This is a genomic window from Agrobacterium sp. 22-210-1 (genome assembly GCF_053522525.1).
Genome location: NZ_JBNWCI010000001.1, coordinates 663,922 through 690,645 on the forward strand (window position 1 = coordinate 663,922; position 26,724 = coordinate 690,645).

Annotated in this window: 22 protein-coding genes and 1 riboswitch; of the genes, 13 read left to right on the forward strand and 9 right to left on the reverse strand. The window is 60.2% G+C overall.

Annotated features, from left to right (window positions below; translation table 11 throughout):
* Positions 1–2: 2 nt before the first annotated feature.
* On the reverse strand, positions 3–944 hold the full coding sequence (gene msrP / locus ACQZ5F_RS03335) for a protein-methionine-sulfoxide reductase catalytic subunit MsrP (protein ID WP_225339192.1): 942 nt from the start codon (positions 942–944) through the stop codon (positions 3–5).
* Between the two features lie 312 nt (positions 945–1,256).
* Between msrP and ilvD the strand changes: the two genes are divergently transcribed.
* Complete coding sequence (ilvD, locus tag ACQZ5F_RS03340) at positions 1,257–3,092, forward strand: dihydroxy-acid dehydratase (RefSeq protein ID WP_046798179.1); 1,836 nt, start codon at positions 1,257–1,259, stop codon at positions 3,090–3,092.
* A 385-nt stretch (positions 3,093–3,477) separates the two neighbouring features.
* Positions 3,478–4,479: a serine hydrolase domain-containing protein gene (locus ACQZ5F_RS03345; protein ID WP_225339193.1), complete on the forward strand. Its 1,002-nt coding sequence runs from the start codon at positions 3,478–3,480 to the stop codon at positions 4,477–4,479.
* A gap of 15 nt (positions 4,480–4,494) precedes the next feature.
* Here ACQZ5F_RS03345 and ACQZ5F_RS03350 read toward each other — a convergent pair whose 3' ends face one another.
* Positions 4,495–4,845, reverse strand: coding sequence for a lysozyme inhibitor LprI family protein (locus ACQZ5F_RS03350; RefSeq protein ID WP_225339194.1), 351 nt, complete (start codon positions 4,843–4,845; stop codon positions 4,495–4,497).
* A 172-nt stretch (positions 4,846–5,017) separates the two neighbouring features.
* Here ACQZ5F_RS03350 and ACQZ5F_RS03355 point away from each other — a divergent pair, with 172 nt between their 5' ends.
* Together ACQZ5F_RS03355 and ACQZ5F_RS03360 are read left to right on the forward strand one after the other, a co-directional pair.
* On the forward strand, positions 5,018–6,424 hold the full coding sequence (locus ACQZ5F_RS03355; protein WP_052817940.1) for a DegQ family serine endoprotease: 1,407 nt from the start codon (positions 5,018–5,020) through the stop codon (positions 6,422–6,424).
* Entirely contained in the window at positions 6,421–7,737 is a 1,317-nt protein-coding gene (locus tag ACQZ5F_RS03360) for a replication-associated recombination protein A (protein ID WP_225339195.1), read from the forward strand. Before ACQZ5F_RS03355 ends, ACQZ5F_RS03360 begins: the two co-directional genes overlap by 4 nt.
* Positions 7,738–7,913: 176 nt before the next feature.
* On the opposite strand, the gene ACQZ5F_RS03365 is transcribed toward ACQZ5F_RS03360, so the two are convergent.
* Entirely contained in the window at positions 7,914–8,228 is a 315-nt protein-coding gene (locus tag ACQZ5F_RS03365) for a DUF1883 domain-containing protein (protein WP_448730975.1), read from the reverse strand.
* Between the two features lie 252 nt (positions 8,229–8,480).
* On the opposite strand from ACQZ5F_RS03365, the gene ACQZ5F_RS03370 reads away from it, so the two are divergent.
* The 5 genes from ACQZ5F_RS03370 (at position 8,481) to ACQZ5F_RS03390 (ending at position 15,348) form a co-directional block, all read left to right on the forward strand.
* Positions 8,481–10,295, forward strand: coding sequence for a methyl-accepting chemotaxis protein (locus tag ACQZ5F_RS03370; RefSeq protein WP_225339197.1), 1,815 nt, complete (start codon positions 8,481–8,483; stop codon positions 10,293–10,295).
* Between the two features lie 349 nt (positions 10,296–10,644).
* The gene (locus ACQZ5F_RS03375) at positions 10,645–11,955 is read left to right on the forward strand and encodes an extensin-like domain-containing protein (protein WP_225339198.1); all 1,311 of its coding nucleotides are present in this window, start codon (positions 10,645–10,647) and stop codon (positions 11,953–11,955) included.
* A 781-nt stretch (positions 11,956–12,736) separates the two neighbouring features.
* On the forward strand, positions 12,737–13,558 hold the full coding sequence (locus ACQZ5F_RS03380) for a sulfite exporter TauE/SafE family protein (protein ID WP_448731135.1): 822 nt from the start codon (positions 12,737–12,739) through the stop codon (positions 13,556–13,558).
* A gap of 105 nt (positions 13,559–13,663) precedes the next feature.
* Complete coding sequence (locus ACQZ5F_RS03385; RefSeq protein WP_046798187.1) at positions 13,664–14,590, forward strand: ABC transporter ATP-binding protein; 927 nt, start codon at positions 13,664–13,666, stop codon at positions 14,588–14,590.
* A complete protein-coding gene (locus ACQZ5F_RS03390) occupies positions 14,587–15,348 on the forward strand; it encodes an ABC transporter permease (protein ID WP_046798188.1) in 762 nt (253 codons plus the stop codon). The genes ACQZ5F_RS03385 and ACQZ5F_RS03390 overlap by 4 nt, the downstream gene beginning before the upstream one ends.
* A gap of 140 nt (positions 15,349–15,488) precedes the next feature.
* Here the strand turns inward: ACQZ5F_RS03390 and ACQZ5F_RS03395 are convergent, their stop codons facing one another.
* The 5 genes from ACQZ5F_RS03395 to ACQZ5F_RS03415 form a co-directional block, all read right to left on the reverse strand.
* A complete protein-coding gene (locus ACQZ5F_RS03395) occupies positions 15,489–16,274 on the reverse strand; it encodes an SDR family oxidoreductase (protein WP_225339199.1) in 786 nt (261 codons plus the stop codon).
* A 24-nt stretch (positions 16,275–16,298) separates the two neighbouring features.
* Positions 16,299–17,258 carry a sugar-binding transcriptional regulator gene (locus tag ACQZ5F_RS03400; protein ID WP_046798190.1) on the reverse strand — a complete coding sequence of 320 codons (960 nt, stop codon included), beginning with the start codon at positions 17,256–17,258 and terminating at the stop codon, positions 16,299–16,301.
* Positions 17,259–17,278: 20 nt separating this feature from the next.
* A complete protein-coding gene (locus ACQZ5F_RS03405; RefSeq protein WP_225339200.1) occupies positions 17,279–18,748 on the reverse strand; it encodes an FGGY family carbohydrate kinase in 1,470 nt (489 codons plus the stop codon).
* Positions 18,749–18,864: 116 nt separating this feature from the next.
* On the reverse strand, positions 18,865–19,821 hold the full coding sequence (locus tag ACQZ5F_RS03410) for a transketolase family protein (protein ID WP_225339201.1): 957 nt from the start codon (positions 19,819–19,821) through the stop codon (positions 18,865–18,867).
* Positions 19,821–20,630, reverse strand: a complete 810-nt coding sequence (locus tag ACQZ5F_RS03415; protein WP_448731136.1) for a transketolase — start codon at positions 20,628–20,630, stop codon at positions 19,821–19,823. Before ACQZ5F_RS03415 ends, ACQZ5F_RS03410 begins: the two co-directional genes overlap by 1 nt.
* Positions 20,631–21,070: 440 nt before the next feature.
* Between ACQZ5F_RS03415 and ACQZ5F_RS03420 the strand changes: the two genes are divergently transcribed.
* The 4 genes from ACQZ5F_RS03420 to ACQZ5F_RS03435 all read left to right on the forward strand — a co-directional run bounded on the left by ACQZ5F_RS03420 (position 21,071) and on the right by ACQZ5F_RS03435 (position 25,513).
* Positions 21,071–22,051: an ABC transporter permease gene (locus tag ACQZ5F_RS03420; RefSeq protein ID WP_046798195.1), complete on the forward strand. Its 981-nt coding sequence runs from the start codon at positions 21,071–21,073 to the stop codon at positions 22,049–22,051.
* 132 nt (positions 22,052–22,183) lie between these two features.
* Positions 22,184–23,113: a sugar ABC transporter substrate-binding protein gene (locus ACQZ5F_RS03425; RefSeq protein WP_003520405.1), complete on the forward strand. Its 930-nt coding sequence runs from the start codon at positions 22,184–22,186 to the stop codon at positions 23,111–23,113.
* A 118-nt stretch (positions 23,114–23,231) separates the two neighbouring features.
* Positions 23,232–24,710 (forward strand): sugar ABC transporter ATP-binding protein, encoded by a 1,479-nt coding sequence (locus ACQZ5F_RS03430; RefSeq protein WP_448731137.1) that lies wholly within the window; start codon positions 23,232–23,234, stop codon positions 24,708–24,710.
* Positions 24,711–24,724: 14 nt separating this feature from the next.
* Entirely contained in the window at positions 24,725–25,513 is a 789-nt protein-coding gene (locus ACQZ5F_RS03435) for an SDR family oxidoreductase (RefSeq protein WP_225339203.1), read from the forward strand.
* Between the two features lie 241 nt (positions 25,514–25,754).
* Here the strand turns inward: ACQZ5F_RS03435 and ribB are convergent, their stop codons facing one another.
* Entirely contained in the window at positions 25,755–26,396 is a 642-nt protein-coding gene (gene ribB, locus ACQZ5F_RS03440; protein WP_225339682.1) for a 3,4-dihydroxy-2-butanone-4-phosphate synthase, read from the reverse strand.
* Positions 26,397–26,517: 121 nt separating this feature from the next.
* Positions 26,518–26,668, reverse strand: a riboswitch (FMN riboswitch).
* Between the last annotated feature and the right edge of the window lie 56 nt (positions 26,669–26,724).

Here is a 26,724-nt window from a genome sequence, read left to right on the forward strand (position 1 = left end):
GGTCAATAATTCGCTTTCAGGTCCATTCCGGTATAAAGGCTTGCCACCTCGTCATAACCGTTGAACATCAGGGTAGGGCGGTTCTGGGTGCCGAAGAAGCCGCCTTCGCCGATCCGTTGTTCCGTCGCCTGGCTCCATCGTGGGTGGTCAACCTTCGGGTTCACATTGGAATAAAAGCCATATTCGCGGGCATTGGAGTTCTTCCACGTCGTTTCCGGCTGTTTCTCAACGAGCGAAATGCGCACGATGGATTTGATGCCCTTGAAACCATATTTCCACGGGACAACGAGGCGGATCGGCGCGCCGTTCTGGTTCGGCAGCGTTTCTCCGTAAAGGCCGACAGCGAGAATGGTCAGCGGATGGCGTGCTTCATCGAGGCGAAGCCCCTCGACATAGGGCCAGGAAAGAGGCTGGAACAGACCACTTTGTCCCGGCATTTCGTCCGGCCGCACCACGGTTTCGAAAGCGACATATTTCGCGCTGCCAAGCGGCTCCACCTTGTCGAGCAGGGCGGCGAGCGGGAAGCCGATCCAAGGAATGACCATCGACCAGCCTTCGACGCAGCGCATGCGATAGGTGCGCTCCTCCAGCGGATATTTCATCAGCTCTTCAATGCCGAATTCCTGCGGTTTGGAGACGAGGCCGTCTACCTTTACCGTCCAAGGGGTAGGCTTGAACTTGCCGGAATTTTCCTTCGGGTCGGATTTTCCGACGCCGAATTCGTAGAAATTATTGTAGCTGGTGACGGCGTCGAGCGGGGTGAGCTTTTCATCCAGCTTGTAGGCACCGGGTTTTGCGGAAAGAGGTGCGGCGATCGCGTCGCGACCCGTAAGCCCAATTGCCGCAAGTCCAGCCGCCGTGCCGAGAAAGCCGCGTCGGGACAGGTAAATATTCTTCGGCGTGATTTCACTAGCCGAGATGAGGGGCGGGCGATAGGCGGGCATTTCAACCTCCACAAAAGCCGGGTGCATCGGCGATAAATCGATTATGATAGCCAATACGACCACTGCACAGATATGTTTCAGCGCGGTGCGGAAAAACAACGGCCGCACAGTGAAAATCGCGCATTTGTGATGAGCCAGTGCCAGATTGGCGGCTGTAGATGAAGCGTACCGTACCGAACCGTACTGTTTTGCCCGAAGGTGACAGTGACAGGGCTTGCGGTTTGCGCTAGAAAAACCGCAAAATAGGGCAGGGGCCGTTTTGACCGCGCTGCGGAAGACGGCTCTTCTGTCCGAGAGATCGAGGAAAACACCATGCCAGCCTATCGCTCCAGAACGACAACCCACGGCCGCAACATGGCGGGCGCGCGCGGCCTTTGGCGCGCCACCGGCATGAAGGACAGCGATTTCGGCAAGCCGATCATCGCGGTGGTCAACTCTTTCACGCAGTTCGTGCCGGGCCATGTGCATCTGAAAGATCTCGGCCAGCTTGTCGCCCGCGAAATCGAGGCGGCGGGTGGCGTGGCCAAGGAATTCAACACTATCGCGGTGGATGACGGCATCGCCATGGGCCATGACGGCATGCTGTATTCGCTGCCGTCGCGCGAGATCATCGCGGATTCGGTGGAATATATGGTCAATGCCCATTGCGCCGATGCGATGGTGTGCATTTCCAACTGCGACAAGATCACGCCCGGCATGCTGAATGCGGCGATGCGCCTCAACATTCCCGCGGTCTTCGTGTCCGGCGGCCCGATGGAAGCGGGCAAGGTGGTTCTGCATGGCAAGACGGTTGCGCTCGATCTGGTCGACGCCATGGTGGCTGCTGCCGACGACAAGATTTCCGATGAGGACGTCAAGATCATCGAACGTTCCGCTTGCCCGACCTGCGGTTCCTGTTCCGGTATGTTTACCGCCAATTCGATGAACTGTCTGACCGAGGCGCTGGGTCTGTCGCTGCCCGGCAACGGTTCGACGCTTGCCACCCACTCGGATCGCAAGCGCCTTTTCGTCGAGGCCGGCCATCTGATCGTCGATCTGGCCCGCCGTTATTATGAGCAGGACGATGCAACCGTTCTGCCGCGCACCATTGCCAACAAGGCGGCGTTTGAGAACGCCATGTCGCTGGATATCGCCATGGGCGGCTCCACGAACACGGTTCTGCATATTCTGGCTGCCGCGCATGAGGGCGGCGTCGATTTCGGCATGGAGGACATCGACCGTCTTTCCCGCAAGGTTCCCTGCCTTTCCAAGGTTGCGCCTGCCAAGCAGGACGTGCACATGGAAGACGTTCACCGCGCCGGCGGCATCATGCGCATTCTCGGTGAGCTGGAGCGTGGGGGTCTCATCAACCGCGATACCTATACCGTACACGAGGCGACGCTTGGCGATGCCATCGATCGCTGGGATATTACCCGCACCAACAGCGAGACGGTTCGTGAATTCTTCAAGGCGGCCCCCGGCGGCGTGCCGACACAGGTTGCCTTCAGCCAGTCCTCGCGCTGGGACGATCTGGATACCGACAGCGACAACGGCGTCATCCGCTCGGTCGAAAAGCCATTCTCCAAGGATGGTGGTCTCGCCGTGCTTTACGGCAATATCGCGCTTGACGGCTGCATTGTGAAGACGGCGGGTGTTGATGAATCCATCCTGAAATTCAACGGTTCGGCAGTCGTTTACGAAAGCCAGGACGCGGCGGTGAAGGGCATTCTGGGCAATGAGGTCAAGGCGGGCGACGTCGTCGTCATCCGTTACGAAGGGCCGAAGGGCGGACCGGGTATGCAGGAAATGCTCTATCCGACCAGCTACCTGAAATCCAAGGGTCTCGGCAAAGCCTGCGCGCTGATCACCGACGGTCGTTTTTCCGGCGGCACGTCAGGCCTCTCCATCGGCCATGCCTCGCCGGAAGCGGCGCAGGGCGGCGCCATCGGCCTCGTTCGCCAGGGAGACCTGATCGAGATCGATATTCCGAACCGCACCATCAACCTCAAGGTCACGGATGCCGAACTGGCAGCGCGCCGCGCCGAGCAGGAAGAGCTGGGCTGGAAACCGGCGGCACCGCGCAAGCGCAATGTCACGACGGCGTTGAAGGCCTATGCGGCCTTTGCGTCGAGCGCGGACAAGGGCGCGGTGCGGATTTTGCCGGAGTAAGCCTGCAGGGTTTTGACACGCGAATACCTCTCGGCCGTCATGCTCGGGCTTGTCCCGAGCATCTGCAACCCTTCGATTTTGTGCGACGTGGATGGATCCTCGGGACAAGCCCGAGGATGACGTGGCATGTGAGGCAAGATTGCTATCCTCAAGTTTGCCGCCTTCCGGGGCGGTTTTTTAATGCCCTTCCGGCGAATGCCACGTCGGGGTTCGCAAACTGATTCAACTGCCTCAGAGGATGATTCTCCAAGTCTACGCAACGTGCTGTTTTCATAATAAAATTCGAAACTATCCAACCGGGTGCCAGCCTTCATCTTAGTCACATTGGAGTGATGTTCGTCCATCGGCTCTTTTCCGTAGCGTAGCGATGCCTAACTTCATCAGCATGAAAAGACGAACCGCACTCGCCCTCATTGCCTCGCTGCCTTTCGCCCCGCGTGCCCGCGCGCAAAGCTCCGGCAATACCGCCCGTTTTGATCCATTGCTGAGGGACGCGGATGCGCTTTCGAGTCTCAAGGCCGTCATCGTCAGTATTGACGGGGCTGAGGTCGCCAGCCGCGCCTATCATGGCGCGAGCCTTAACGGCTCCGCCAACATCAAGTCGGCATCGAAATCGGTCATTTCGGCGCTGGTCGGCATGGCGATTGACCGGAAGATACTGTCGGGTGCCGATCAGCCGATTGCGACCATCCTGCGCAGTGAGTTTCCGCAAAACCCCGATCCGCGGCTGGAGAGGGTCACCATCGGCAACCTGCTTTCGATGCAATCCGGTCTGGAGCGCATGTCCGGTCCGAATTATGGGCGCTGGGTTGCCAGCCGCAACTGGGTGCGCATGGCGCTGGGGTCCGGTTTTGCCGGAGAACCTGACGGTGGCATGCTTTATTCCACCGGTTCCACGCATCTGCTTTCGGCTATATTGACCAAGGCCTCCGGCCGCTCGACCCTCTCTCTGGCGCGGGACTGGTTCCGGCCGCTCAATGGATTTGCCATTGGCGGCTGGGAGCGTGATCCGCAGGGCATCTATCTCGGAGGCAACCAGATGGCGATGACGGCGCGCTCGCTGCTTGCCTTTGGAGAGCTTTACCGGCGAGGCGGCGTGACGCCCGATGGTGAGCGGCTGATATCGCAGGGGTGGATCGACCAATCCTGGCAACAGCGCACCACTTCCGTCTTCAATGGCGATGGTTATGGCTATTGCTGGTTCATCAAGGAGATGGCGGGGGAAACGGTCTATTACGCCTGGGGTTATGGCGGGCAGATGCTCTACATCGTTCCCGCCAAGCGCCTGTCCGTGGTCATGACCTCGCGTGAGGATGCGCCTTCGGCCAGAACCGGTTATCGCGATCAGCTGCACGGTCTCGTGGAGAACATTATCCGTGCAGCGTAATTGTCGCTGCATTGCTCAAAGAGGTCTGTTGATGCTCTGGAAGGCTTCGCCGAGCTTCTTCATCCGCTCGTCATAAGCGCCCGTCAGGCAGGCGATATCCGCCGCGCATTCCTGGCGTTTCTTCAGCCATTGGCTTTGCTCGTCGCGCAGCGTGTCGCGGGCGCCCATGGCCATCAGCTGGGTAAGGATGTCGAAGGTGGTGGCCATCTTCACGTCCTGGTCGTTCAGGGCGCGGTTGTCGCAGATCGCCTTTTCATCCGCCGCCAGATCGGTCTTGGTGCAATCGAAGCTGGCTGCCGAAACGGGCGAGCCGAGAGTGGAGGCGCAAAGGAGGCCGCAGGCGAAAAAAGTCTTTTTCAGATGCATGGATCGTTTCTTTCAAGGACAATCGATGCGGATGAAACCAAAAAGGGGCGTCGGTGGTTCCAATTGCCGGAACCGGCCTGCACAGGGAAAAGGCTGGCCATCATCTTGCCGCTCTTTGCTTTACAGGCTTTGGCGTTATAACTCCATCATACTGATGACGATGAGGAATCACATGCGAAGCGTGTTGAAGTATCTGTCCACCGGCTTTCTCGCCGCGCTCATTCTCCTGCCTGCGGGCGCTCAGGCGCAAGACAACAAGACCGTGCCGGCAAGCCACACGGAAATGCAGCTTTCCTTCGCGCCGCTGGTCAAGCGCACCGCGGGTGCTGTGGTGAACGTCTATGCCGAGCGCGTCGTGCAGCGACGTCTGTCGCCTTTTGCCGGCGACCCGTTCTTCGAACAGTTCTTCGGCCAGCAGATGCCGAACCGCACGGAAAAGCAGTCGTCGCTCGGATCGGGCGTGATCGTTACCGCCGGCGGTCTTGTCGTGACCAACAACCACGTCATCGATGGTGCCGACGACATCAAGGTGGCGCTGGCCGATGGACGCGAGTTTTCCTCCAAGGTGCTGATGAAGGACGACCGTATCGATCTTGCCATTCTGCAGATCGATGCCAAGGAGCAGTTTCCGGTGCTGTCGCTCGGCAATTCGGATGCCATCGAGGTCGGTGATCTGGTGCTGGCCATCGGCAACCCCTTCGGTGTGGGTCAGACGGTGACGAGCGGCATCGTTTCGGGTCTGGCGCGCAACCAGGTGACGCAGGGCGATTTCGGCTTCTTCATCCAGACAGATGCTTCCATCAACCCCGGCAATTCCGGCGGTGCGCTGATGAACATGGCCGGTGAGTTGATCGGCATCAACACCGCGATCTTCTCCAAGGGCGGTGGGTCTAACGGCATCGGCTTTGCCATTCCGGCCAACCTCGTCCGCGTATTCGTCGCTGCGGCTGAGCGTGGGGATGCAAACTTTCAGCGCCCCTATATTGGTGCGACTTTCGATCCCGTTACGTCTGATGTCGCGGAGGCGCTAGGCCTGCATCGCGCCCGTGGTGCGCTCGTCGTCAGTGTCGTCAAGGATGGCCCGGCGGAGAAGGCGGGTATCGAGCCGGGACAGGTCGTCACTGCCGTTGATGGTTTCGAGGTCGAGCATCCCGACGCTCTTGGTTATCGCCTGACGACGGCGGGCATCGGTAAATCCGCCGAGCTTACCGTGATGGACAAGGGCAAAGAAAAGAAGCTGACCATCGCACTCGACACGGCGCCGGAAACCGCGCCGCCTGATGAGCGCCTGATCGAGGGCCGCAACCCCTTTGCCGGCGCCACCGTCGCCAATCTTTCGCCGAAGCTTGCCGATGAGTTGCGCATGCCTTCGCAGGTGACAGGCGTGGTCATTACCGACGTGAAGCGCGGTTCGCCAGCCTATCGCGTCGGTTTCCAGCCGAAGGATGTCATCCTGTCGCTGAACGGCGCGGATATCGGCTCCACGGCTGCGGTCGAGAAGGCGCTGGATGACAATCCCGGTTTCTGGCGGGTGGAGATCCTGCGCGACGGGCAGCGCATCCGGCAGTTCCTGCGATGAGTGATGACCTCTTCGCCCCGCAAGTGCCTGTCGAGGTCGCCAATCGGCGGCCTCTTGCCGACCGCCTGCGTCCAAAGACGCTGGCCGAGGTGAGCGGGCAGCCGCATCTGACGGGTGAGGAGGGCGTTCTGCGCCGCATGATCGACAGCGGCTCCCTGGGGTCGATGATCTTCTGGGGGCCGCCCGGAACCGGCAAGACCACGGTTGCCCGCCTGCTCTCCGGCGAGGCGGGGCTGGCTTTCGAGCAGATCTCGGCGATCTTTTCCGGTGTCGCTGATCTGAAGAAGGTATTCGAGGCGGCGCGCACCCGCCGGATGAACGGCCGGCAGACGCTGTTGTTCGTTGACGAGATACACCGTTTCAACCGCGCCCAGCAGGATAGCTTTCTGCCGGTCATGGAGGATGGCACCATCATTCTGGTGGGGGCAACCACCGAAAACCCGTCCTTCGAACTCAATGCCGCTCTTTTGTCGCGGGCACGGGTGCTGACATTTGGTTCGCATGATGAGGATAGTCTCAGTGAACTTCTGAAGCGGGCCGAGGAGGCGGAGAGCAAACCCCTGCCATTGACGGAGGAGGCGCGGGCGAGCCTGATCCGCATGGCGGATGGCGACGGTCGTGCCGTGCTGACGCTTGCCGAAGAGGTCTGGCGGGCGGCGCGCAAGGATGAGACTTTCGATACCGAAGGGCTGACACGCATCGTGCAGCGACGCGCCCCGGTTTACGACAAGAGCCAGGACGGTCACTACAACCTCATTTCGGCGCTGCATAAGTCGGTTCGCGGCTCGGACCCGGATGCGGCGCTTTATTATCTCGCCCGCATGTTCGATGCCGGCGAGGACCCGCTTTATCTCGGGCGTCGGCTGGTGCGCATGGCGGTGGAAGATATCGGCCTTGCCGATCCGCAAGCGCTGGCGGTCTGTAATGCCGCCAAGGATGCCTATGATTATCTCGGTTCACCGGAGGGTGAGCTGGCGCTGGCGCAGGCCTGCGTCTATCTCGCCACCGCACCGAAATCCAACGCCGTTTACACCGCCTTCAAATCGGCGATGCGGGCGGCCAAGGAAAACGGCTCGCTGGTGCCGCCGAAACACATTCTCAATGCGCCGACGAAGCTGATGAAGGGCGAGGGCTACGGTGACGGCTACCGTTATGACCATGACGAGCCGGACGCTTTTTCGGGACAGGATTATTTCCCGGAAAAAATGGGTCGCACGACCTTTTACGATCCGCCCGACAGGGGTTTCGAGCGGGAAATTCGCAAACGTCTCGACTGGTGGGCAAAGCTGCGCCGTGAGCGTGGCGCGCGGTAGGCGGCGTTCTTCACAAACAGAATCATGTGCTTGGCAAAAAGAGTCGTAAATCCGCGCTATCTCTTTGTTTACTAGGGAATTTCCGTCAAAATGCGTGGCGCTTTTACGCCCGTAAAATGCGTAAAAATGCTAGAGCGTTTCGCATTTCGGAGAAAAGCGGAAATGCTTTAAAGAAATCAGGACGCTTTGCGCTGCGGCGCGACCTGCGGCTGCGCCGGCAGCATCTTTACCGCGGACTCCGCCAGGCCACTATGCCCCTCGGCGTCGATCACCAGGTGCCAGTGCATCGTTTCTGGAATGGCGATGCGGATCGGTGATTTTTTCGCGACGCCGCCGAGATATTTGAAGTCGAGCAGTTCGGTGAAACGCTGAAAATTCGCGCCTGTCATCAGCCGCACATTGTTGACGGCCGACAGGGATACTTCAATGGTCGTCCCAGCCCGCAATTCCTTCAGGTCGTAGTGCGTAAAGCGGAAATTCGGCCGTGCCATCGCGTGCTTCCCATACCGTATATTTGGCAAAGGAGGATAGGACGCCAGAGTTAACGAGCCCTTTAAAGCCATGGGCACGCTTGTCGAATTTCGGACAGCCATGCCGCTTTTGAGTGGCTGCGGAGAGTATTGGCGGGGTTCGATGAGACGGTCGGGAATAATACTAACGTATAAGATGCGTATTTAATGATAATAAATTTTTCAACTTTAACATCGGCTGATGGGAATGCCATCTTCGGCGTTGGGGGGAATATGAAAAACGTTACGATATCTATGCGTCTTTATGCGCTTGTCGCATTGTTTCTGGCAATATTGACCGCGGCGCTGACATTCAGCCTTTTTGAAACCTTCCACGAGATGGAGCGCGAGCGCAAAGCCGGGCTTGCGGCGATGAACGAAACCGCCGTTGCCATTCTCGAGCAATATTATCGTCTGGAGCAGAGCGGCAGCCTGACACGGGAAGCCGCGCAGCAGCAGGCCAAAACGACAATTGCGGCGATGCGTTATGGCAATGGCAGCGGTTATTTCTGGATCAACGACATGCATCCCAAAATGGTGATGCATCCGATCAAGCCTGAAATGAACGGCACCGATCTTACCGCCAACAAGGATCCGAACGGCAAGGCGCTGTTCGTCGAATTCGTGAACACGGTGAAGGCGGGAGGTCAGGGCTTTGTTGATTATTATTGGCCGAAGCCCGGCGCGCCGGATCCGGTGGAGAAGTTCTCCCATGTCGCCGGTTTCGCGCCCTGGGGATGGATTGTCGGCACTGGTGTTTATGTGGACGATCTTGAGGCGGTGTTCTGGAGCGATGCCTATTTCAACATCGGTCTGTGCGTTCTGTCCGGCCTTCTGGTCATCGGCGTCGCGGCAGCCGTCGTACGCAGCGTGACGCGACCGATCGACCTTATCCGCCAAAGCATGAAGCGGATCGCCGATGGTGACGGCACGGCCGAAATCCAGTTCGCTGACCGCCGCAACGAAATCGGTGCAATTGCGAAGACGCTTTTGGTCTTGCGTGACAGCGTCAATGAGCGCAGCGCCCTGCAGGCCCGGGAGGCTGACCAGCAGCGGGCACTGGAAGAGGCGCGGCGAGGCAATGAGACGGTTCTGCGCTCCGCATCCGAACGTCAGGCCTATGCCATGAGCCAGCTCGGCAATTCGCTGGAAGCGCTTGCGAATGGCGATCTGACCGTCGAGCTTGCCGATATCGGCGCGGATTACGAAAAACTGCGCATGGATTTCAACCGTGCCGTCGGCGCTTTGCACGGCGCCATTGAAGCCATTGCCAGAACCGGCCATGTCGTCAATGACAGCGCCTCTGACATCAGCGGCGCCACCGGCAATCTTTCGCGCCGGACCGAACAGCAGGCGGCGGCGCTGGAGGAGACGGCAGCGGCTCTTGACGAGATCACCGCCACGGTGCGCACCGCCTCCGAGCGCGCGAATGAGGCGCGGCAGATGGTACAGGACACGAAAACCAGCGCCGGCCGCTCAGGCGAGATCGTTCGCAACGCCGTCGATGCCATGGGCCGTATCGAGGATTCCTCGAAACGGATCGGGCAGATCATCTCGGTCATCGACGAAATCGCCTTCCAGACCAACCTTTTGGCGCTGAATGCCGGGGTGGAAGCCGCTCGCGCTGGCGAAGCGGGGCGTGGCTTCGCCGTGGTGGCGCAGGAGGTGCGCGAACTGGCGCAACGCTCCGCCAATGCGGCCAAGGAGATCAAGACCCTTATCAACCGTTCGGCGGAAGAGGTCGGCGGCGGGGTCGCGCTCGTGCGCTCCACGGGCGATGCGCTGGAGGAGATCGTGGCGCTGGTCAACCGCGTCGAAGGCCATGTGAATTCCATCGCCACGGCGGCGCGGGAGCAGGCGACCGGCCTGCAGGAGATCAATACCTCCGTCAACCACATGGACCAGATGACGCAGCAGAATGCCGCCATGGTGGAGGAGACGACGGCGGCCAGCCAGACGCTCGCCGAGGAAAGCCAGCAGCTGCGCTCGCTGCTTTCCCGTTTCGAACTTGGACAGGGGGCAGGGCGCGAGGTTTCTCGGGCGGCGTGAGTTGATCCGCTTGGGATTAATCGGAGGGCGCGGCTTTGGCTGCGCCCTTCGCTTGTTGACGGACCTTTATCCACACTCGACGTCATTCTCGGGCTCGTCCCGAGGATCCAACCACGCCTCGTAAAATCAAACGGTTGCAGATGCTCGGGACAGGCCCGAGCATTACGGCGGAGAGTTCTTCGAACTTTCTCTTCTCCACGGATGCCGCTTGGCCGGGCTTTTGCATCAGATGACCCCAAAACTGGCCGGTTCGTTATTTCCCGCAACCAATAAGGTTTCGTTTACCTCATTTCTTTAAAATTTGACCTGTATTGCCGCGTTTGCGGCCGCTGAAGGTACAGGTTCTCGTATGGCGTATGTTTCCCTTCCGCGTCGTCTTGTGACGTTGCTGATGATTTCCACGGTCATGGTGTCGTGTTCGGCGGAAGGCCTCGTGCCGCCGGCCGAGGTCGATGGCACCACGCGTGTCAGCGCCATAAGGTCGTCGCGGCAGCAGGGTTACAGCGCGCCGCCGGGCGCCGTCTATCAGGCCGAGCGGGCCGGGCAGGCCACCGATTATCCCGCAGCCGTGTCGCAGCCGATGCCGGAGCCTTACGCTTCGCAGGATCCCCTTTTGCAATCACCGCAGGGCGGACAGGGTTATTCCACACTCGATACCCAGCATCAGGCGCGTATGGCCGCGAGCGGTCACAGCGCCACGACGCAGCCCTTGCCAACTCAGACGATGCCAACTCAGACGATGCAAAACCAGGCCATGTCCTCGCAGCCGATGGCCGGCGGCCAGATTGCCGAAGGCGAGGGTGGGGTGAACATGGATTCCATGCTGGGCGTGGAACCGGTTCGCGGGCTTGCGGAAGAGCAGGATGCCGATATTGCCGAGGGCGTCTCGCAACAGCCGGTGGTGGATGGTATCGGCACCGACAATCCGGTGGCCGTCTCTCCTCCTCGCCGGCAGCAGAGCGCCGGTCAATCACGGTTGATACCGCCGCCATCCCTTGGCTCGTCTTCTCGCCGCCAACCGGTGGAGGAGGTTGCCATGTTGATGCCGAACGATCCGATGGCGCGCGGCGGACAAAGCAACCGGTCGACCATGCCGCCCGGCGTCATGCCTTCCTCCGAGGTTGCCTGTCGCTCCCAGCTGCGTCGTCTCGGCGTCGCTTTCCGCGATGTTGCGCGTATCGCCGACGGTCCGACCTGCGGCATCGATTATCCGATCGAACTCAGCGGACTTGCCAGCGGCGTCGCCATCCGCCCGGCGGTGAAGCTCAATTGCCAGGTCACGCTTGCCTTCGCCAAATGGGTGAAGTTCGAACTCGTGCCATCCTCGCGCTTCCGTTATCTCTCGGGCGTCGGCCGCATCACGCCGATGGGTGGTTACTCCTGCCGCAAGATGAATTCGCGCTCCAGCAACCCGTGGTCGGAACATGCGCGCGGCAACGCCATCGATATCGGTACGATCACGCTCAAGAACGGCAAGGAAATCGACGTTCGCAGCAAGAACTTCTTCGCCTTCCGTGAAAAGGCTCTGCTGAAGGCGGTGAGGTCCGATAGCTGCAAATATTTCTCGACCGTTCTCGGGCCAGGCAGCGATCCCAACCATTGGAACCATTTTCACTTCGATCTGCGCACCCGCAAATCCGGTTACAGGCATTGTGATTAGAGCGGTGAGAGATAAATCGAAATCGGTCCCGTCGCTCTCAGTTTTTGTTTGAGCATCGGATTTTGTAAAAACCACAATACAGTTTTCGTTCCGATGCTCTAGGTGTGAGCTTTCAGGAGGTTGTCCATTGACAACGGACCGGAGGTGCGTGGGGCTTACCCCCCTCTGCCCTGCCGGGCATCTCCCCCTCAAGGGGGGAGATCGGCAAGCGGCGCTACCACCGCTTCATTCGCCGGCGCTGAGATGGGCGAGACCTTGCCGCAGATCGATCTCCCCCCTTGAGGGGGAGATGCCCGGCAGGACAGAGGGGGGTGAAGCCCCACGCACCCTCGACCCGTTGTCAATGGACAACCCCCTGAAAGCTAACATCCAGGACGCTCGGTAAGACCTGCCTGGTGGTGCGGGACGATATTCGCTGGGCAGATCGGCGTTTGTTGTGACGCCGTGTATTTTCCGTCATTCCCGTCCCCGAAGCCCGAGGATGAGCCGGAATGACGGAGGGAGGGCGTTGGCATCCATCTCCCAACACATACGCCCCTGTCACATGCGCAAAAAAAACCGGCCCGAAGGCCGGTGAAAAAGACTGCCTTATCGGGGGGATATCGGCGTCTTTGCAAGAGCATAAAATGGGAAGCGATCCCATAGAGTGGTCGATCCGGTGCGGATGCGCGGCAAAAGACACCGCGCCGTACTGACCTGCGGCCAACATGGCTTGCCGCGTCTTTCTGATACGCTATGAGGGTCACATGTTTGTGACAACGGCGCCCGGGAGCCTGTTTTGATGCCCCCTGTTTCAGAGATAATGGTGTTTGCCGCCGCACTTGCGGCGGCGGGTGTTGTAGCCGGCCTTCTCGCCGGGCTGTTCGGCATCGGCGGCGGCGCGGTTCTGGTGCCGGTCTTTTACCACGTCTTCGGGCTTCTGGATGTGCCGGAGGCGGTGCGCATGCATCTTTCGCTTGGTACGTCGCTTGCCATCATCGTGCCGACCTCCATCCGCTCGTTTCTGACCCATCGCCAGAAAGGCGCGGTCGATATCGATCTCCTGAAGGGCTGGATCGTCGCCGTGCCGCTTGGCACCATCGTCGCATCCGTCGTGGCCGCCTATGCCTCCAGTGTTGCGCTGCGGCTGATCTTCGCCTTCATCGCGCTGGCGCTCGCCTTCCGGATGGTTTTCAACCGGGCGAGCTGGCAACTCGGCTCCGACCTGCCGAAAAATCCGGGCCGTTTTCTGGTGGGCACCGGTATCGGGCTTTTTTCCGGCCTGATGGGTGTGGGCGGCGGGGTGATGAACAATACCTTCATGACGCTTTACGGGCGATCCATCCATCAGGCGGTTGCCACGTCCTCCGGCGTTGGTGTGCTGATTTCGCTGCCGGGGCTGCTGGGTTACATCTGGGCCGGTTGGGGGGATGCGGGCCTGCCGCCGTTTTCAACCGGCTTCATCAACTGGATCGCCGTGGTGCTCCTGATCCCCATTACTCTCGTGGTTGCGCCCTATGGTGCGCGGCTGGCGCATGCGCTCAGCAAAAAGCAGCTGGAGCGGGCTTTCGGGGTGTTTCTGGTCTTCGTCGCGGCGCAGTTTTTCTACAGCGTTTACGGCTGATTTTCCTCGATTGCCGAACGCAGTGTTCAGGCCTCCGGGCTGGCATTTGCGCGTTTCACGGCCTATATGGCGTGCATCTTACTCGGTTTTTTCGAAAGATTCGCGATGAATGCCATTGTTTCGATACGGAATCTGACCAAATCCTACGCAAATGGCTTTCAGGCGCTCAAAGGCGTCAGCCTTGATATCAGAGAGGGAGAAATTCTCGCTCTTTTGGGTCCGAACGGTGCCGGCAAGACGACGTTGATCTCCATCGTTTGTGGTCTCGTCAATCCGGGCGAAGGTTCCGTTTTTGTCGGCGGGCATGATGTGGTGAAGGATTTTCGCCAGACCCGCGCCCTGATCGGCCTCGTGCCGCAGGAGCTGACGACGGATATGTTCGAGACCGTATGGAACACGGTAAGCTTCTCGCGTGGCCTGCACGGGCAAAAGAAGAACCCGCAACTGATCGAAAGCGTTCTGAGGTCCCTGTCCTTGTGGGACAAGAAAGACAACATGCTGCGGGAGCTTTCCGGCGGCATGAAACGGCGCGTGCTGATCGCCAAGGCGCTTGCGCACGAACCGAAGGTACTGTTCCTCGACGAGCCGACCGCCGGCGTCGACGTGACCCTGCGCCGCGACATGTGGAATGTCGTTTCCGAGCTGCGCACCAAGGGCGTCACCATCATTTTGACCACGCATTACATCGAGGAGGCGGAAGAGATCGCCGACCGTGTTGGCGTCATCAATGGCGGCGAGCTGTTGCTGGTGGAAGAAAAGACGGCGCTGATGAAGAAACTCGGACGCAAGCAGCTTTTCCTTGAACTCGCGCAGCCGGTGGAAACCTTGCCCGACAGTCTCGCGCCCTTCGGCCTGACGCTTTCGGATGATCGTTGTACGCTCACCTATGAAATCGAGGACAACGGCGAGCAGGGCCGCATCGCCGATCTTCTGGGCGCTCTTTCCGCCGCCAACATCCATTTCAAGGATATTTCCACGCGGCAGAGTTCGCTTGAGGATATCTTCGTTTCGCTGGTGGGAGGCCAGAAATGAATTTCGAAGCCATCAAGTCCATCTATCTGTTCGAAATGGCGCGCACGCGGCGCACACTGTTGCAGAGCGTGATTTCGCCGGTCATCTCAACATCGCTTTATTTCATCGTGTTCGGAACTGCGATCGGCTCGCGGATTCAGGAAGTTGGCGGCGTTTCCTATGGCGCTTTCATAACGCCCGGCCTGATCATGCTGACGCTTCTGACCCAATGCATCAGCAACGGCTCCTTCGGCATCTATTTCCCGAAGTTCACCGGAACGGTCTATGAGATATTGTCCGCGCCCGTCTCGATGACGGAAATCGTTGCCGGTTATGTCGGGGCGGCGGCGACCAAGGGGCTGATGATCGGCACGATTATTCTGATCACGGCCACCTTCTTCGTGGATATCCACATTGCCCATCCGTTCATGATGGTGCTGTTTTTCGTGCTGACGGCTATCAGTTTCAGCCTGTTTGGCTTCATCATCGGCATCTGGGCGACGAATTTCGAGCAGCTGAACCTCATCCCCATGCTGGTGGTGCCGCCGCTGACGTTCCTCGGCGGCAGCTTCTATTCCATCGACATGCTGCCGCCCTTCTGGCAAACGGTCAGCCACTTCAATCCGGTGCTTTATCTCATCAGCGGTTTCCGCTGGAGTTTTTACGAGATCGCCGACGTCAATCCCGTCATCAGCCTTGCGATGATCACGCTGTTTCTGGCGCTGTGCCTCGGTGTTGTCGGCTGGATGTTCAAGACGGGCTACCGGCTGCGCAACTGACATTGCGGATTACTGCCTGTCACTGAAGACTTCTCTACAGTGCCGTCATCCTCGGGCTTGACCCGAGGATCCATTGTTGCGCGGGGATGGATCCTCGGGTCAAGCCCGAGGATGACGGAAGAGAGAGGTCGCAAGGCCCCTCAAGACATGATCAACCCACCATCGACATTGATCGTCTGGCCGGTGATATAGGCCGCATCGTCGGAAGCCAGAAACGCCACCAGTGCGGCCACTTCGGCGGGCGTTCCCGCGCGGCGCATGGGGATGTTGCGCACCCATTCGGCCATCAGTTCGCCGGGCTTGTAATCGCCGAGCATCTGGCCCCAGACGCGGTCGTTATAATCCCACATTTCGGTGTGGATGATGCCGGGGCAAATGGCGTTGACGGTGATGCCTTCCGGCGCCAGTTCCTTGGCAAGGCTTTGCGTCAGGCCGATAACGCCGAACTTCGAGGCGGCGTAATGCGGGGTATAGATGAAGCCCTGACGCGCCTGGCCGGAAGCAGTGTTGACGAGGCGGCCTTTGGTGCCGCTGGCGCGGAAGCGGCGGATCGCCTCCTGGCAGCACAGGAACGCGCCCTTGGTATTGACGTCGAGATTGAAATCCCACTGTTCCTGCGTCAGTTCCTCGATCTTGGAAATGGTGATGACGCCGGCATTCTGGACGGAGATGGAAAGCGCGCCGATCGCCTCTTCGGCTGCGCTATAGGCGTCGCGCACCGCTGCCGCATCGCGCACGTCGAGGATGACGCCATGGGTTACGGTGCCGGTTTCGTCCGCCAGTTTTCTGGCGGCGTCATGCGTGTCCTTGTCGACAGAGGCGATGGCGACTTTAGCGCCTTCCTCGGCAAAACGGCGAGCTATGCCGTATCCGATGCCCTTGTTGCCTCCGGTCACGAATACGGATTGACCTTCAAAGCGCCTCATGTCTCCTCCTTTATGGGATTTTGGCTATGTTTCTTTGCCGACCAGTCGTTCGGCGGTGAATTTATCGGTGACGAGCACGTCGATCACACCGGTTCTGAGCGCGCCTGCAATCGCCTCGGTCTTTTTCGAGCCGCCTGCGAGTGCAATGACGCGATCGACATTGGAGAGGTTTTCCAGCGGCAGGCCGATGACCCGGTCGTCGAGCGGCGTCTTCACCGGCTTGCCGTCCTTGTCGAAGAAGCGCAGCGAGATGTCGCCCACCGCACCCGCCTGGGCCAGATCGGCCAGTTCCTTGGCGGAAAAGATGTTGCCGGACCGGGCAAGAAGCTCCGATGGTTCGACGGCACCGACGCCGACAATGGCGAGCGTGATGGACCCGAAGAGATCGATGGTTTCGCGCACGAAGGGATCGGCGAGCATCAAAAGCTTGGCTTCGCGCGAGGTGGCGACGCCCGGCACCGGCAGCAGTTTCGGTTCGGCTTCCGTCAACCGGGCCAGCCGGGTGGTGATCTGGGTCGCATGCGTCTGCACGGAAGGATCGCCCATGCCGCCCAGCGTCTGGACGATATAGCGCGCCTTGGCACCTTTAAGCGGATGGATGTTTTCCACCATCTTGAAGATCGTCTGGCTCCAGCTGGAGACGCCGATGATCTCGTTCTGCGACAGCGTCACCTCAAGAAAATGCGCCGCTGCCTCGCCGATGCGGGCCATGATCGCGCCATCGCGATCCTCGCTGCAATCGACGACGATGGCCTCCGGCAGGTCGAAACGTTCGCGCAGCTGCGCTTCCAGATCGCTATAGGTGCCGGGCGGTGGAATGATGCTGGTGCGGACGATCCCTTCCGCCTCGGCACGCTTCAACATGCGCGAGACGGTTGCCTGCGAGAGATTGAGATGCTGTGCGATTTCCGCCTGCCTTTTGTGCTCGCTGAAATACATCTGCGCCACGCGGGAAATCATTCGAAGTTCGTTTAGCCTGCCCATAAGCCCTCCAGGGTGAATTTTTATTCACCATTACCCGAGGTTACAGGCAAGGTCGAGCGGGCAATCGCGTCGCGCCAGACGCTGAGCCGTTGGCTGTTTTCGCTCGCGGACGGCGCGATGGTGTTGCCGTTGCTGTTCAACGCCGCGATTGCATCGAGATCGCTCCAGACACCGAGGGCGAGGCCGGCGAGATAGGCTGCACCCAGTGCGGAAGCTTCCGGCGCGTCGCGTTGGATGACGGGGTGTTCCAGCATATCGGCGACGCATTGCATCAGGAAACGGTTCTGGCTCGGCCCACCATCCACGAATAGTCGCCCGAAGCCGGAAGGCGACTGCGCGCGCATGGCGGCAAAGACGTCATGGACCTGAAAGGCGATGGAATCGGTGACGGCGCGGGCCATCTGGGCACGGGTGGTGCTGAAATTTATCTGGGAGAACAAGGCGCGGGCATGCGTGTCCCAATAGGGCGCGCCGAGGCCAACGAATGCCGGTACGAAACCCGGACCTTCGGGTTCTGCCGTGGCGGCAAGCTCTACGAGGGCCGCGACATCCGGCAGGCCGAGAATGTCGGTCATCCAGGGCAGGGAGGCTGCCGAAACGAGAATATTGCCTTCAAAGGCGAAGGTCGGTTTGCCGCCGAGCCGCCATGCAGCGGTGGTCGTGATGCCGCGTTCGGGCACGATGAAATGCGGCAGGGTCGTCATGACTGACGAGCCGGTGCCGAACGTCACCTTGCCATCACCGGGGTTGAAGGCGCCGTGGCCGAAGAGGGCTGCGTGGCTGTCGCCGATGGCGGCAAGAATCGGCGTGCCGTCCTTGATGCCGGGAACGCCTGATGTGACGCCAAAATCGCCGCTGCTGTCGCGCAGGTCCGGCAGAGCGTTGATATCGATGCCGAAGAGATCGCAAAGCTCATCGCTCCAGACCTGCCGGTTGAGATCGAGCACCTGGCTGCGGGCGGCGTTGGAGGCATCGCAGGCATGGACCTTGCCGCCGGTGAAACAATGGATCAACCAGCTATCGATGGTGCCGAGGCGGAGCCTGCGGCCCTTCGGCGCGCGCTCCAGAAGCCAGCGCATTTTTGCGCCCGGAAACATCGGGTCGATCGGCAGGCCGGTCAGCGCCATGACGCGCTCGGAATGGCCCTTCTCGATCAGTTCGGCGCAGTCCTGCGCCGTGCGGCGGCATTGCCAGCTGAGCACGGGGCCGAGCGGCTCGCCGGTTTCGCCGTCCCAGATGGTCACGGATTCGCGCTGGTTGGAGATGGCGATGGCCGCGACATCGACGTCAGAGGGCGAGGCGGCAAGGCAAGCGGAGATTGCCTCGCGGACCGAGGCCCAGATGCGTTGCGGTTCCTGTTCCACCCAGCCGGGCTGCGGATAGGCGATGCCGACCGGTGATGAGCCGCGCGCCAGCAGCTCTCCGCTTTCCGAGACGAGAATGGCCTTGGAATTGGTGGTGCCCTGATCAATGGACAGAATGGCGCGCATCACGTGAGTCTTTCGTCGGCAGTTTTTTCGTTTCGCCTTGCGGCGATTAAACGAGGATATTGCAGAAAGGGTGTCGCCGCGCATCCGAAGACGCGCGACGACTCTGGGAGGAGACTTTATTTTCTCTTGATCAGCGCTTCGGCCGCATCCGCAATGGCCGCCGGCGCCATGCCGAATTCATCGAGCAACCATTCGGCGGAACCGGTGTGAGCAAAGACGCCGGGAACGCCGAGGCGCTTCATCGGCACGGGGGCCTGATCGACCACAACTTCGGCAACGGCAGACCCAAGGCCGCCGAAGATCGAATGTTCCTCTGCCGTCAGGATCGCGCCGGTTTCGGTCGCTGCGGCGACGATGGCCGCCTCATCGATGGGGCGCACGGTCGCCATGTTCAGCACGCGGGCCTTGATGCCGCGGCTTGCCAGAATGTCAGCGGCCTTGACGATGCGGTGGGTCAGCGTGCCATTGGCGATCAGCGTCAGATCGGAACCCTCGCGCAGAAGATTGGCGCGGCCGAGTTCGAAGACATGGCCTTCCGGCAGCAGATCCGGCACGCCGACGCGTGACAGGCGCAGGAAGCAAGGGCCGGCATAGTCCGCCGCCCATTTGACGGCGGCGGCCGTTTCGATGCGGTCGCAGGGGGCGATGACCGGCAGGTTCGGCAGAACGCGGGTCCAGGCAAAGTCCTCGATGGAATGGTGCGTCGGGCCGAGTTCGCCATAGGCCATGCCCGACGAAATGCCGATCAGCTTCACATTGGCGTTGGAATAGGCGAGGTCGGCCTTGATCTGCTCCAGCGCGCGACCGGTGAGGAAGCAGGATGCACCGCAGACGAAGGGCAGCTGGCCGCCATTGGCAAGGCCGGCGCCGACGCCGACCATGTTCTGTTCGGCAATACCGACATTGACGAGGCGCTCGGGGAATTTCGACTTGAAGCCGCCGAGCTTCGAGGAGCCGACCGAATCGTTGCAGACGGCGACGACCCTGTCATTGCCGGCGGCCAGCGCCTCCAGCGTTTCAGCGAAGGCGTCGCGGCAGTCATACAGTTTGGCGGCGGTTACGGGCGCGTTCATCACAATGTCTCCGAAAGTTCTTTGACGGCGATTTCATATTGTTCCCTGCTCGGAACCTTATGGTGCCAGTCGACGCGGTCCTGCATGAAGGAAATGCCGTGACCCTTGTTTGTGTGGGCGACGATGCAATGCGGGCGATTGCCGCGATGCTCCAGCGCCGGCACGACTTCCGCCATGGCGTTGCCGTTGATTTCGCTGACTTCCCAGCCGAAAGCCTCGAGCTTCGGGCGAAGCGGCGCGACATCGTTGGTTTCCGAAAGCGCGGCACCCTGCTGGAAACGGTTGTGGTCGACGATCAGCGTCAGATTGTTCAGGCCGAATTGCGCGGCGGACATGATGGCTTCCCAGTTGGAGCCTTCCTGCATCTCGCCGTCGCCGGTCATGACATAGGTGTGGTAGTCCGCGCCGGAAAGCTTGGCCGCCTTCGCCATGCCGACGGCGACGGGCAATCCATGGCCGAGCGGGCCGGTATTGGTTTCGACACCCGGCACCTTGTTACAGTTCGGGTGGCCGTTGAGGCGCGAATTCGGCTGCAGGAAGGTCGAGATTTCCTCTTCCGGGATGAAGCCGCGCTTGGCCAATGTCACATAAAGCGCGCAGGCCGTGTGGCCCTTCGAAAGCACGAAACGATCGCGCGCAGGGTTCTTCGAATCATCCGGCCAGATGCGCAATACGCGGAAATAAAGGGCCGTCATGATGTCGATAGCGGACATTTCGCCGCCGACATGGCCCGCACCCGCTTCGAAAACAGCCTGTACGTCGCGAAGGCGAATCTGGCGCGCAATGCGCTCTAGCTCCTGGGACTGCATGGAATCCTCTTCAAAACATGCGTGTGAATATTTATACAGCTATTTATATAATTGCAGAGATGGCGTTTCTGTCAAGCCGGAATTGCGGATTCTCTTGTTTCAATCCGTGCTGGTTATTTCTGCCGATACATTCGCATTCATGGTGAAGAGCATCTCCACCGCCCTCATTCCTGTGCTTGTCACAGGAATCCAGTCAGCCCAAGTCCTTGGGCTGAAAGGGCTCTTCCCGCCGCGCAGACGCGCGTCGGCTGGATTCCTGTGACGAGCACAGGAATGAGGTGGGGAGGCGCAAGTCTCCAGCTCTCCCATCTTGCGCAAGGCCTGCCTCGCCATCCAAGCCTATTGACAAGCTTCTCAGAACTGGCTTATGCATGTTTCACCGATGATGAATAATTATTCTAATCGGTTTAAAAAATGCAAGACAGTCACCGGGAGGAGCCATGTCCGCGATTGAACGCAATGAGGGGGTCACACACACCAGGAGCCCGCTTGCCTGGCTGAGTGGTGCGACCGGACCTCTTTTGGGCCTGCTGCTGCTCTGTGTGTTTCTGACTTTCGCCAGCGAGAACTTCCTGTCGCTCAGAAACGGTCTGAACATTCTCGACCAGATCACCGTTCTCGGCATCATGGCCGTTGGCATGACCTTCGTGATCCTGCTCGGCGGCATCGATCTGTCTGTTGGTTCGGTTCTGGCGCTGTCGATGATGATCATGGGCTGGACGGCTAATGTCGCGGGAATGCCGATGGGCATGGCCATCGTGCTGGCGCTTGTCGCCTCTGCCGCCTGCGGCCTTGTGGTTGGTATTCTCGTCACCGCTTTCCGGGTGCCTGCCTTTATTGCCACGCTGGCAATGATGTCGGTGGCGCGCGGACTTGCCAACATGATCACCGACGGCCAGCAGATCGTCGGTTTTCCTGACTGGTTCATGATGCTGGCGATTGAGCGCCATTTCGGCGTGCTGACCGCAACCGTGCTTTTGATGCTGGTCGTGGTGCTGATTTCCTGGGCGTTCCTGCGTTTCCGTTCGGAAGGCCGCACCGTTTATGCGGTGGGTGGCAACCCGGAAGTGGCGCGTCTTGCCGGCATCAACGTGCCGTTGGTGACGATCTGCGTTTATGTCGCCTGCGCGGTTCTCGCCGGTCTTGCCGGTATCGTTCTCGCCGCACGTCTCGACTCGGTACAGCCCTCCAGCGGCTTCGGTTACGAGCTGGATACGATTGCGGCCGTCGTCATCGGTGGAACCTCGCTTTCGGGCGGTGCGGGCGGCATTGGCGGAACGCTGATCGGCGTGCTGATCATCGGCGTGCTGCGCAACGGCCTCAACCTGCTCAACGTTTCTCCCTTTCTCCAGCAGGTCATCATCGGTGTCGTCATCGTGCTGGCCGTGGGTGCTGAAACTTTGCGCCGCCGCAGAAGCTGAATTTGCCTGCGGATGGTGCTGAGCCGTCCGCGCAATAAACGACCCTCCCGGCATGGGAGGCGTGAAAAACGGCCGGAGGGGAGGAGGTTCGATCTGCCCAAAGGTCAACAATCAACAAATGGAGGAATAATCATGAAATTTTCACGCATTCTGCTGACATCCGCTGCCCTTCTCGCCCTGTCGCTCGGCCAGGCCAATGCCGCCGAAGTCAAGAAGATCGGCCTTGCCGTCGCCAATCTGCAGGCGAACTTCTTCAACCAGATCAAGCAGGCCGTCGAAGCCGAAGCCAAGACGCGCGGCATTGCCGTCGTCACCGTTGATGCCAAGGGTGACGGCCCGACGCAGGTGAACCAGATTCAGGATCTGCTGACCCAGAATATCGATGCGCTGATCTATATTCCGGCCGGTGCCGCTGCCGCGACCGTTCCGGTGAAGCTTGCGAAAGCCGCCGGCGTTCCGGTCATCAACATCGACCGCAATGCCGATGGCGCGCCGGGCGATACCTTCCTCGCCACCGATTCCGTCGCTTCCGCCAAGTCGGTTTGCGATTACATCATCAAGCAGGCCGGCGGTTCGGGCAAGATGGTCATCATCCATGGCCAGAAGGGCACGACACCGGAAGTGGACCGCACCAAGGGCTGCATGGAATCGGTAAACGCCAATTCCGGCGTGAAGATCGTTGCCGAACAGTGGTCCAACATGTGGAGCCAGGACGAAGGCTTCCAGATCATGCAGAACATGCTGCAGGCCAATCCTGACGTTTCCATCGTCTTTGCGCAGGCCGACGGTCTGGCGCTCGGCGCGGCACAGGCTATCAAGGTTGCCAACCCTTCGCAGAAAATCGTCGTTGGCGGCTTCGATGGTGATACGGCAGCCCTTGAGGCGCTGAAGAACGGCGTCTTCGACGTAACCGCGACGCAGCAGACCCAGAAGATGGGCCGCATGGCTGTCGAGATGGCCGTCAAGATCGTCGGCGGCGAGAAGGTTCCGGCCGTGCAGCTCTCCGATGCGACGCTGACGACCAAGGAAAATGTCGAAGGCTTCATCGCCAACCACCCCTGATCCCGTTGCCCCGCGCGTCCAATCTGATGCGCGGGGCATTCATTGGTTTGTCTTTAGGTTATTTCGGACGCAAGGCTTCGGGCATTCCCGCTGCTGACGTGTCCTGGGAGGTCCCGTCATGCGCGAGCCGGTTCTTTCGCTCCGTGGCATCAGCAAACGTTACGGTCCGCTTGAGGTTCTGAAAGCCGTCGATCTCGACGTCTATCCGGGCGAAGTGGTGGCCTTGCTGGGTGAAAACGGTGCGGGCAAATCCACGCTGTCAGGCATCATCGCCGGTTCGCGTGAGCCGTCCGAAGGCAAGATGACATGGCTTGGGCAGCCCTATGCGCCGTCGTCCCCGCGTGAAGCGATCGACAAGGGTGTCGTTCTGATCCATCAGGAGCTGAAGCTTCTGCCGGAACTTTCCATTGCCGAAAATGTCTTCATTGGCCGCTGGCCGATGAAGAATGGCGTTGTCGACCGCGCCGAGATGGTGCGCAGAGCACAGCAGCAGCTGGCGCGCCTCAACCTGCACATTCCCGCGACCCGCAAGGTGGCCGGTCTCTCGACTGCGAACCAGCAGTTGATCGAAATCGCCAAGGCGCTGGCGCTCGACGCCAAGCTCCTGATCCTCGACGAGCCGACGGCGGCACTTGGCGGTGCGGAAACGCAGGCGCTGTTCGAGCAGGTGCGCAAGCTGCGCGCCGAGGGCGTGGGCATCATCTATATTTCCCACCGCATGGAAGAGATCAAACAGATCACCGACCGCATCGTCGTGTTGCGCGACGGCGAACGGGTGCATGAATTTGCCGATAGCGCGACGCCGGTGCGCACCATTGTCGAAAGCATGGTCGGCCGCTCGCTGGAGCGCCTGTTCCCGGCGTTGCCGGAACCGCAGGACAAGATGGTGCTGGAGGTCAAGGGGCTGACCGGCGCGGACAATGCTTTCCGCAACATCAGCTTCGGCGTTCGCGCCGGTGAAATCCTCGGCATTGCCGGGCTGATCGGCGCGGGACGCACCGAACTGGTGCGGGCTATTTCCGGTGCCGATCCGACGAGTGCGGGTGAGGTTCTGTTGGATGGCAAGGTGCTGACGCTGAAAAGCCCGGCGGATGCCATCGCCAGGGGCATCGTCATGGTGCCGGAAGACCGCAAATTGCAGGGGCTGGTGGTGGAGCACGAGATCGGTGAAAACCTGATCTATGCCAATCTCGACCGCGTTGGCACCGGCTGGATCACGCCACGCATCAAGCGCGCCTTTACCAGGGAAGCCATCGCCAAATTCGGCGTCAAGGGCCGCAGCGAACAGCCGGCATCGGATCTTTCCGGTGGCAACCAGCAGAAGGTGGTCATTGCCAAATGGCTTGCCCGCAATCCGCGTGTGGTGGTGCTGGACGAGCCGACACGCGGCATCGATGTCGGCGCACGGGCGGGCATCTACGATATTATCGTCGGTCTGGCGAAAGACGGCGTCGCCGTCATCGTCGTCAGCTCCGATCTGGAAGAGGTGCTGGGCGTTTCGAACCGCATCCTCGTGCTTGCGCAGGGAAAACAGGCCGGCATCCTCAACCGCGACGAAGCAAACGACGTCTCGGTCATGGAACTGGCGACCATCTGAAGAAGGAAATAGCGATGTCCACCATCACCCTCAACGCGCCGAAACTGTTCGATCTTTCCGGCCAGGTGGCGCTTGTCACCGGCGCCGGTTCCGGCATCGGCCAGCGGATCGCCATGGGGCTTGCCCAGTCCGGCGCCGATGTCGCGCTGCTCGACCGTCGCACCGATGACGGTCTGGCGCAGACGGCGGATTTCATCGCCAAGGCCGGGCGCAGGTCGATCCAGATCGCCGCTGATGTGACCAGCAAAGAAGCGCTGATCGATGCGGTTGCCCGCACTGAGGCAGAACTTGGTGCGCTGTCGCTCGCGGTCAATGCCGCCGGCATCGCCAACGCCAATCCGGCCGAGGAGATGGAGGAAAGCCAGTTCCAGACGATGATGGACATCAACCTGAAGGGCGTTTTCCTCTCCTGCCAGGCGGAAGCCAATGCCATGCTGAAGAACGGCCGTGGTTCGATCGTCAATATCGCCTCCATGTCTGGCGTCATCGTCAATCGCGGGCTGATGCAATGCCATTACAACGCCTCGAAGGCCGGCGTCATCCACATGTCGAAATCCATGGCGATGGAGTGGGTGGGGCGCGGCATCCGCGTCAACACCATCTCGCCGGGTTACACGGCGACGCCAATGAACACGCGGCCGGAAATGGTGCACCAGACCAAGCTCTTCGAAGAGCAGACGCCGATGCAGCGCATGGCAGGCGTCGATGAAATGGTCGGCCCGGCGATCTTCCTGCTGTCTGACGCCGCGAGCTTCGTGACGGGCGTGGACCTGCTGGTGGATGGTGGTTTCTGCTGCTGGTAAGGTTTGGTGTGGAAGTGCTGAGGTTCTTTGTCCAATAGACATAAACGACCGCTTCAATCGGCGGTTCACCACACTCCACGTCATCCTCGGGCTTGACCCGAGGATCCATGGGCGGCTGGGTTGTGGATCCTCGGGTCAAGCCCGAGGATGACGCAGGAGAGAGGTTTTAGCGCCTCAATCAAGAATTTCACGCCCGGCTCTTGCCGGGCGTTTTCGTATTCAAAGTACAAGCAAGCGCAGATCAAGCGACCTGCTTCTGCACCACATCCTCGACAACCTCGCCCTTGAGGTAAGCAACGAGGTCCTTGATCGTCACGACGAGCAGGCCGTGGCGTTCGGCGAAGACTTCGAGCTGGGGCAGGCGGGCCATGGTGCCGTCGTCATTGGCGACTTCGCAGATGGTGCCGGAGGGGTATTTGCCGGCAAGGCGGCAGAGGTCCACGGCTGCTTCCGTATGGCCGGTGCGGCCAAGGACGCCTTGCGGATTGGCGCGCAGCGGAAAGATATGGCCGGGACGGGCGAAGTCTTCCGGGCGCGAACCCTCTGAAACCAGCGCACGCACGGTCTCTGCCCGGTCAGCGGCGGAAATGCCTGTCGTGGTGCCGGGAATATAGTCCACCGAGACGGTGAAGGCCGTCTTGAGGGATTCGGTGTTGCGCGACACCATCAGCGGAATGTCGAGCGCATCCAGACGTTCGCCCGGCATGGCGACGCACACCAGCCCGCGCGCATGGTTCATCATGAAAGCGATCTGCTGCGGAGTGATGCTGTCGGAAGCGGCGATGATATCGCCTTCGTTTTCGCGGTCTTCATCGTCAACCACAATCACCATCTCGCCACGGGAAATGGCTTCGATCGCGTCTTCAATTTTAGCAATGGTCATTCTATTTCAAGCCTTTCAAGGGGTTATGCCGTTTTGCGGCATTTTCGCGCTTCAAGAAGCGCCAAATATCCCTTGGGCGAACAATGCAATGCGAAGCCCGCTCACGCGCGGGCGTCCTATGCCTTGTCCTCTTCCATCCGGACTATACCGTCGGCTCCGGCCTCTCACCGGATCTGCTGACCTTCCGGCTTTGGAGACCGGAAGCGCTCGCGGGCTCCGGGAAAAATCCCGATACCGCCGGTGGGGAATTGCACCCCGCCCTGAGAACAGCACCAACATAAATTATCAAATGGGAAGGAATCAAGGGGCAATGCCCTGCGACGACCGG

What these genes read in the sequence shown, in the direction of transcription:
- msrP (WP_225339192.1), bottom strand. Translation starts at nt 944, where the DNA reads ATGCCCGCCTATCGCCCGCCCCTCATCTCGGCTAGTGAAATCACGCCG.
- ilvD (WP_046798179.1), top strand. Translation starts at nt 1,257, where the DNA reads ATGCCAGCCTATCGCTCCAGAACGACAACCCACGGCCGCAACATGGCG.
- ACQZ5F_RS03345 (WP_225339193.1), top strand. Translation starts at nt 3,478, where the DNA reads ATGAAAAGACGAACCGCACTCGCCCTCATTGCCTCGCTGCCTTTCGCC.
- ACQZ5F_RS03350 (WP_225339194.1), bottom strand. Translation starts at nt 4,845, where the DNA reads ATGCATCTGAAAAAGACTTTTTTCGCCTGCGGCCTCCTTTGCGCCTCC.
- ACQZ5F_RS03355 (WP_052817940.1), top strand. Translation starts at nt 5,018, where the DNA reads ATGCGAAGCGTGTTGAAGTATCTGTCCACCGGCTTTCTCGCCGCGCTC.
- ACQZ5F_RS03360 (WP_225339195.1), top strand. Translation starts at nt 6,421, where the DNA reads ATGAGTGATGACCTCTTCGCCCCGCAAGTGCCTGTCGAGGTCGCCAAT.
- ACQZ5F_RS03365 (WP_448730975.1), bottom strand. Translation starts at nt 8,228, where the DNA reads ATGGCACGGCCGAATTTCCGCTTTACGCACTACGACCTGAAGGAATTG.
- ACQZ5F_RS03370 (WP_225339197.1), top strand. Translation starts at nt 8,481, where the DNA reads ATGAAAAACGTTACGATATCTATGCGTCTTTATGCGCTTGTCGCATTG.
- ACQZ5F_RS03375 (WP_225339198.1), top strand. Translation starts at nt 10,645, where the DNA reads ATGGCGTATGTTTCCCTTCCGCGTCGTCTTGTGACGTTGCTGATGATT.
- ACQZ5F_RS03380 (WP_448731135.1), top strand. Translation starts at nt 12,737, where the DNA reads ATGCCCCCTGTTTCAGAGATAATGGTGTTTGCCGCCGCACTTGCGGCG.
- ACQZ5F_RS03385 (WP_046798187.1), top strand. Translation starts at nt 13,664, where the DNA reads ATGAATGCCATTGTTTCGATACGGAATCTGACCAAATCCTACGCAAAT.
- ACQZ5F_RS03390 (WP_046798188.1), top strand. Translation starts at nt 14,587, where the DNA reads ATGAATTTCGAAGCCATCAAGTCCATCTATCTGTTCGAAATGGCGCGC.
- ACQZ5F_RS03395 (WP_225339199.1), bottom strand. Translation starts at nt 16,274, where the DNA reads ATGAGGCGCTTTGAAGGTCAATCCGTATTCGTGACCGGAGGCAACAAG.
- ACQZ5F_RS03400 (WP_046798190.1), bottom strand. Translation starts at nt 17,258, where the DNA reads ATGGGCAGGCTAAACGAACTTCGAATGATTTCCCGCGTGGCGCAGATG.
- ACQZ5F_RS03405 (WP_225339200.1), bottom strand. Translation starts at nt 18,748, where the DNA reads ATGCGCGCCATTCTGTCCATTGATCAGGGCACCACCAATTCCAAGGCC.
- ACQZ5F_RS03410 (WP_225339201.1), bottom strand. Translation starts at nt 19,821, where the DNA reads ATGAACGCGCCCGTAACCGCCGCCAAACTGTATGACTGCCGCGACGCC.
- ACQZ5F_RS03415 (WP_448731136.1), bottom strand. Translation starts at nt 20,630, where the DNA reads ATGCAGTCCCAGGAGCTAGAGCGCATTGCGCGCCAGATTCGCCTTCGC.
- ACQZ5F_RS03420 (WP_046798195.1), top strand. Translation starts at nt 21,071, where the DNA reads ATGTCCGCGATTGAACGCAATGAGGGGGTCACACACACCAGGAGCCCG.
- ACQZ5F_RS03425 (WP_003520405.1), top strand. Translation starts at nt 22,184, where the DNA reads ATGAAATTTTCACGCATTCTGCTGACATCCGCTGCCCTTCTCGCCCTG.
- ACQZ5F_RS03430 (WP_448731137.1), top strand. Translation starts at nt 23,232, where the DNA reads ATGCGCGAGCCGGTTCTTTCGCTCCGTGGCATCAGCAAACGTTACGGT.
- ACQZ5F_RS03435 (WP_225339203.1), top strand. Translation starts at nt 24,725, where the DNA reads ATGTCCACCATCACCCTCAACGCGCCGAAACTGTTCGATCTTTCCGGC.
- ribB (WP_225339682.1), bottom strand. Translation starts at nt 26,396, where the DNA reads ATGACCATTGCTAAAATTGAAGACGCGATCGAAGCCATTTCCCGTGGC.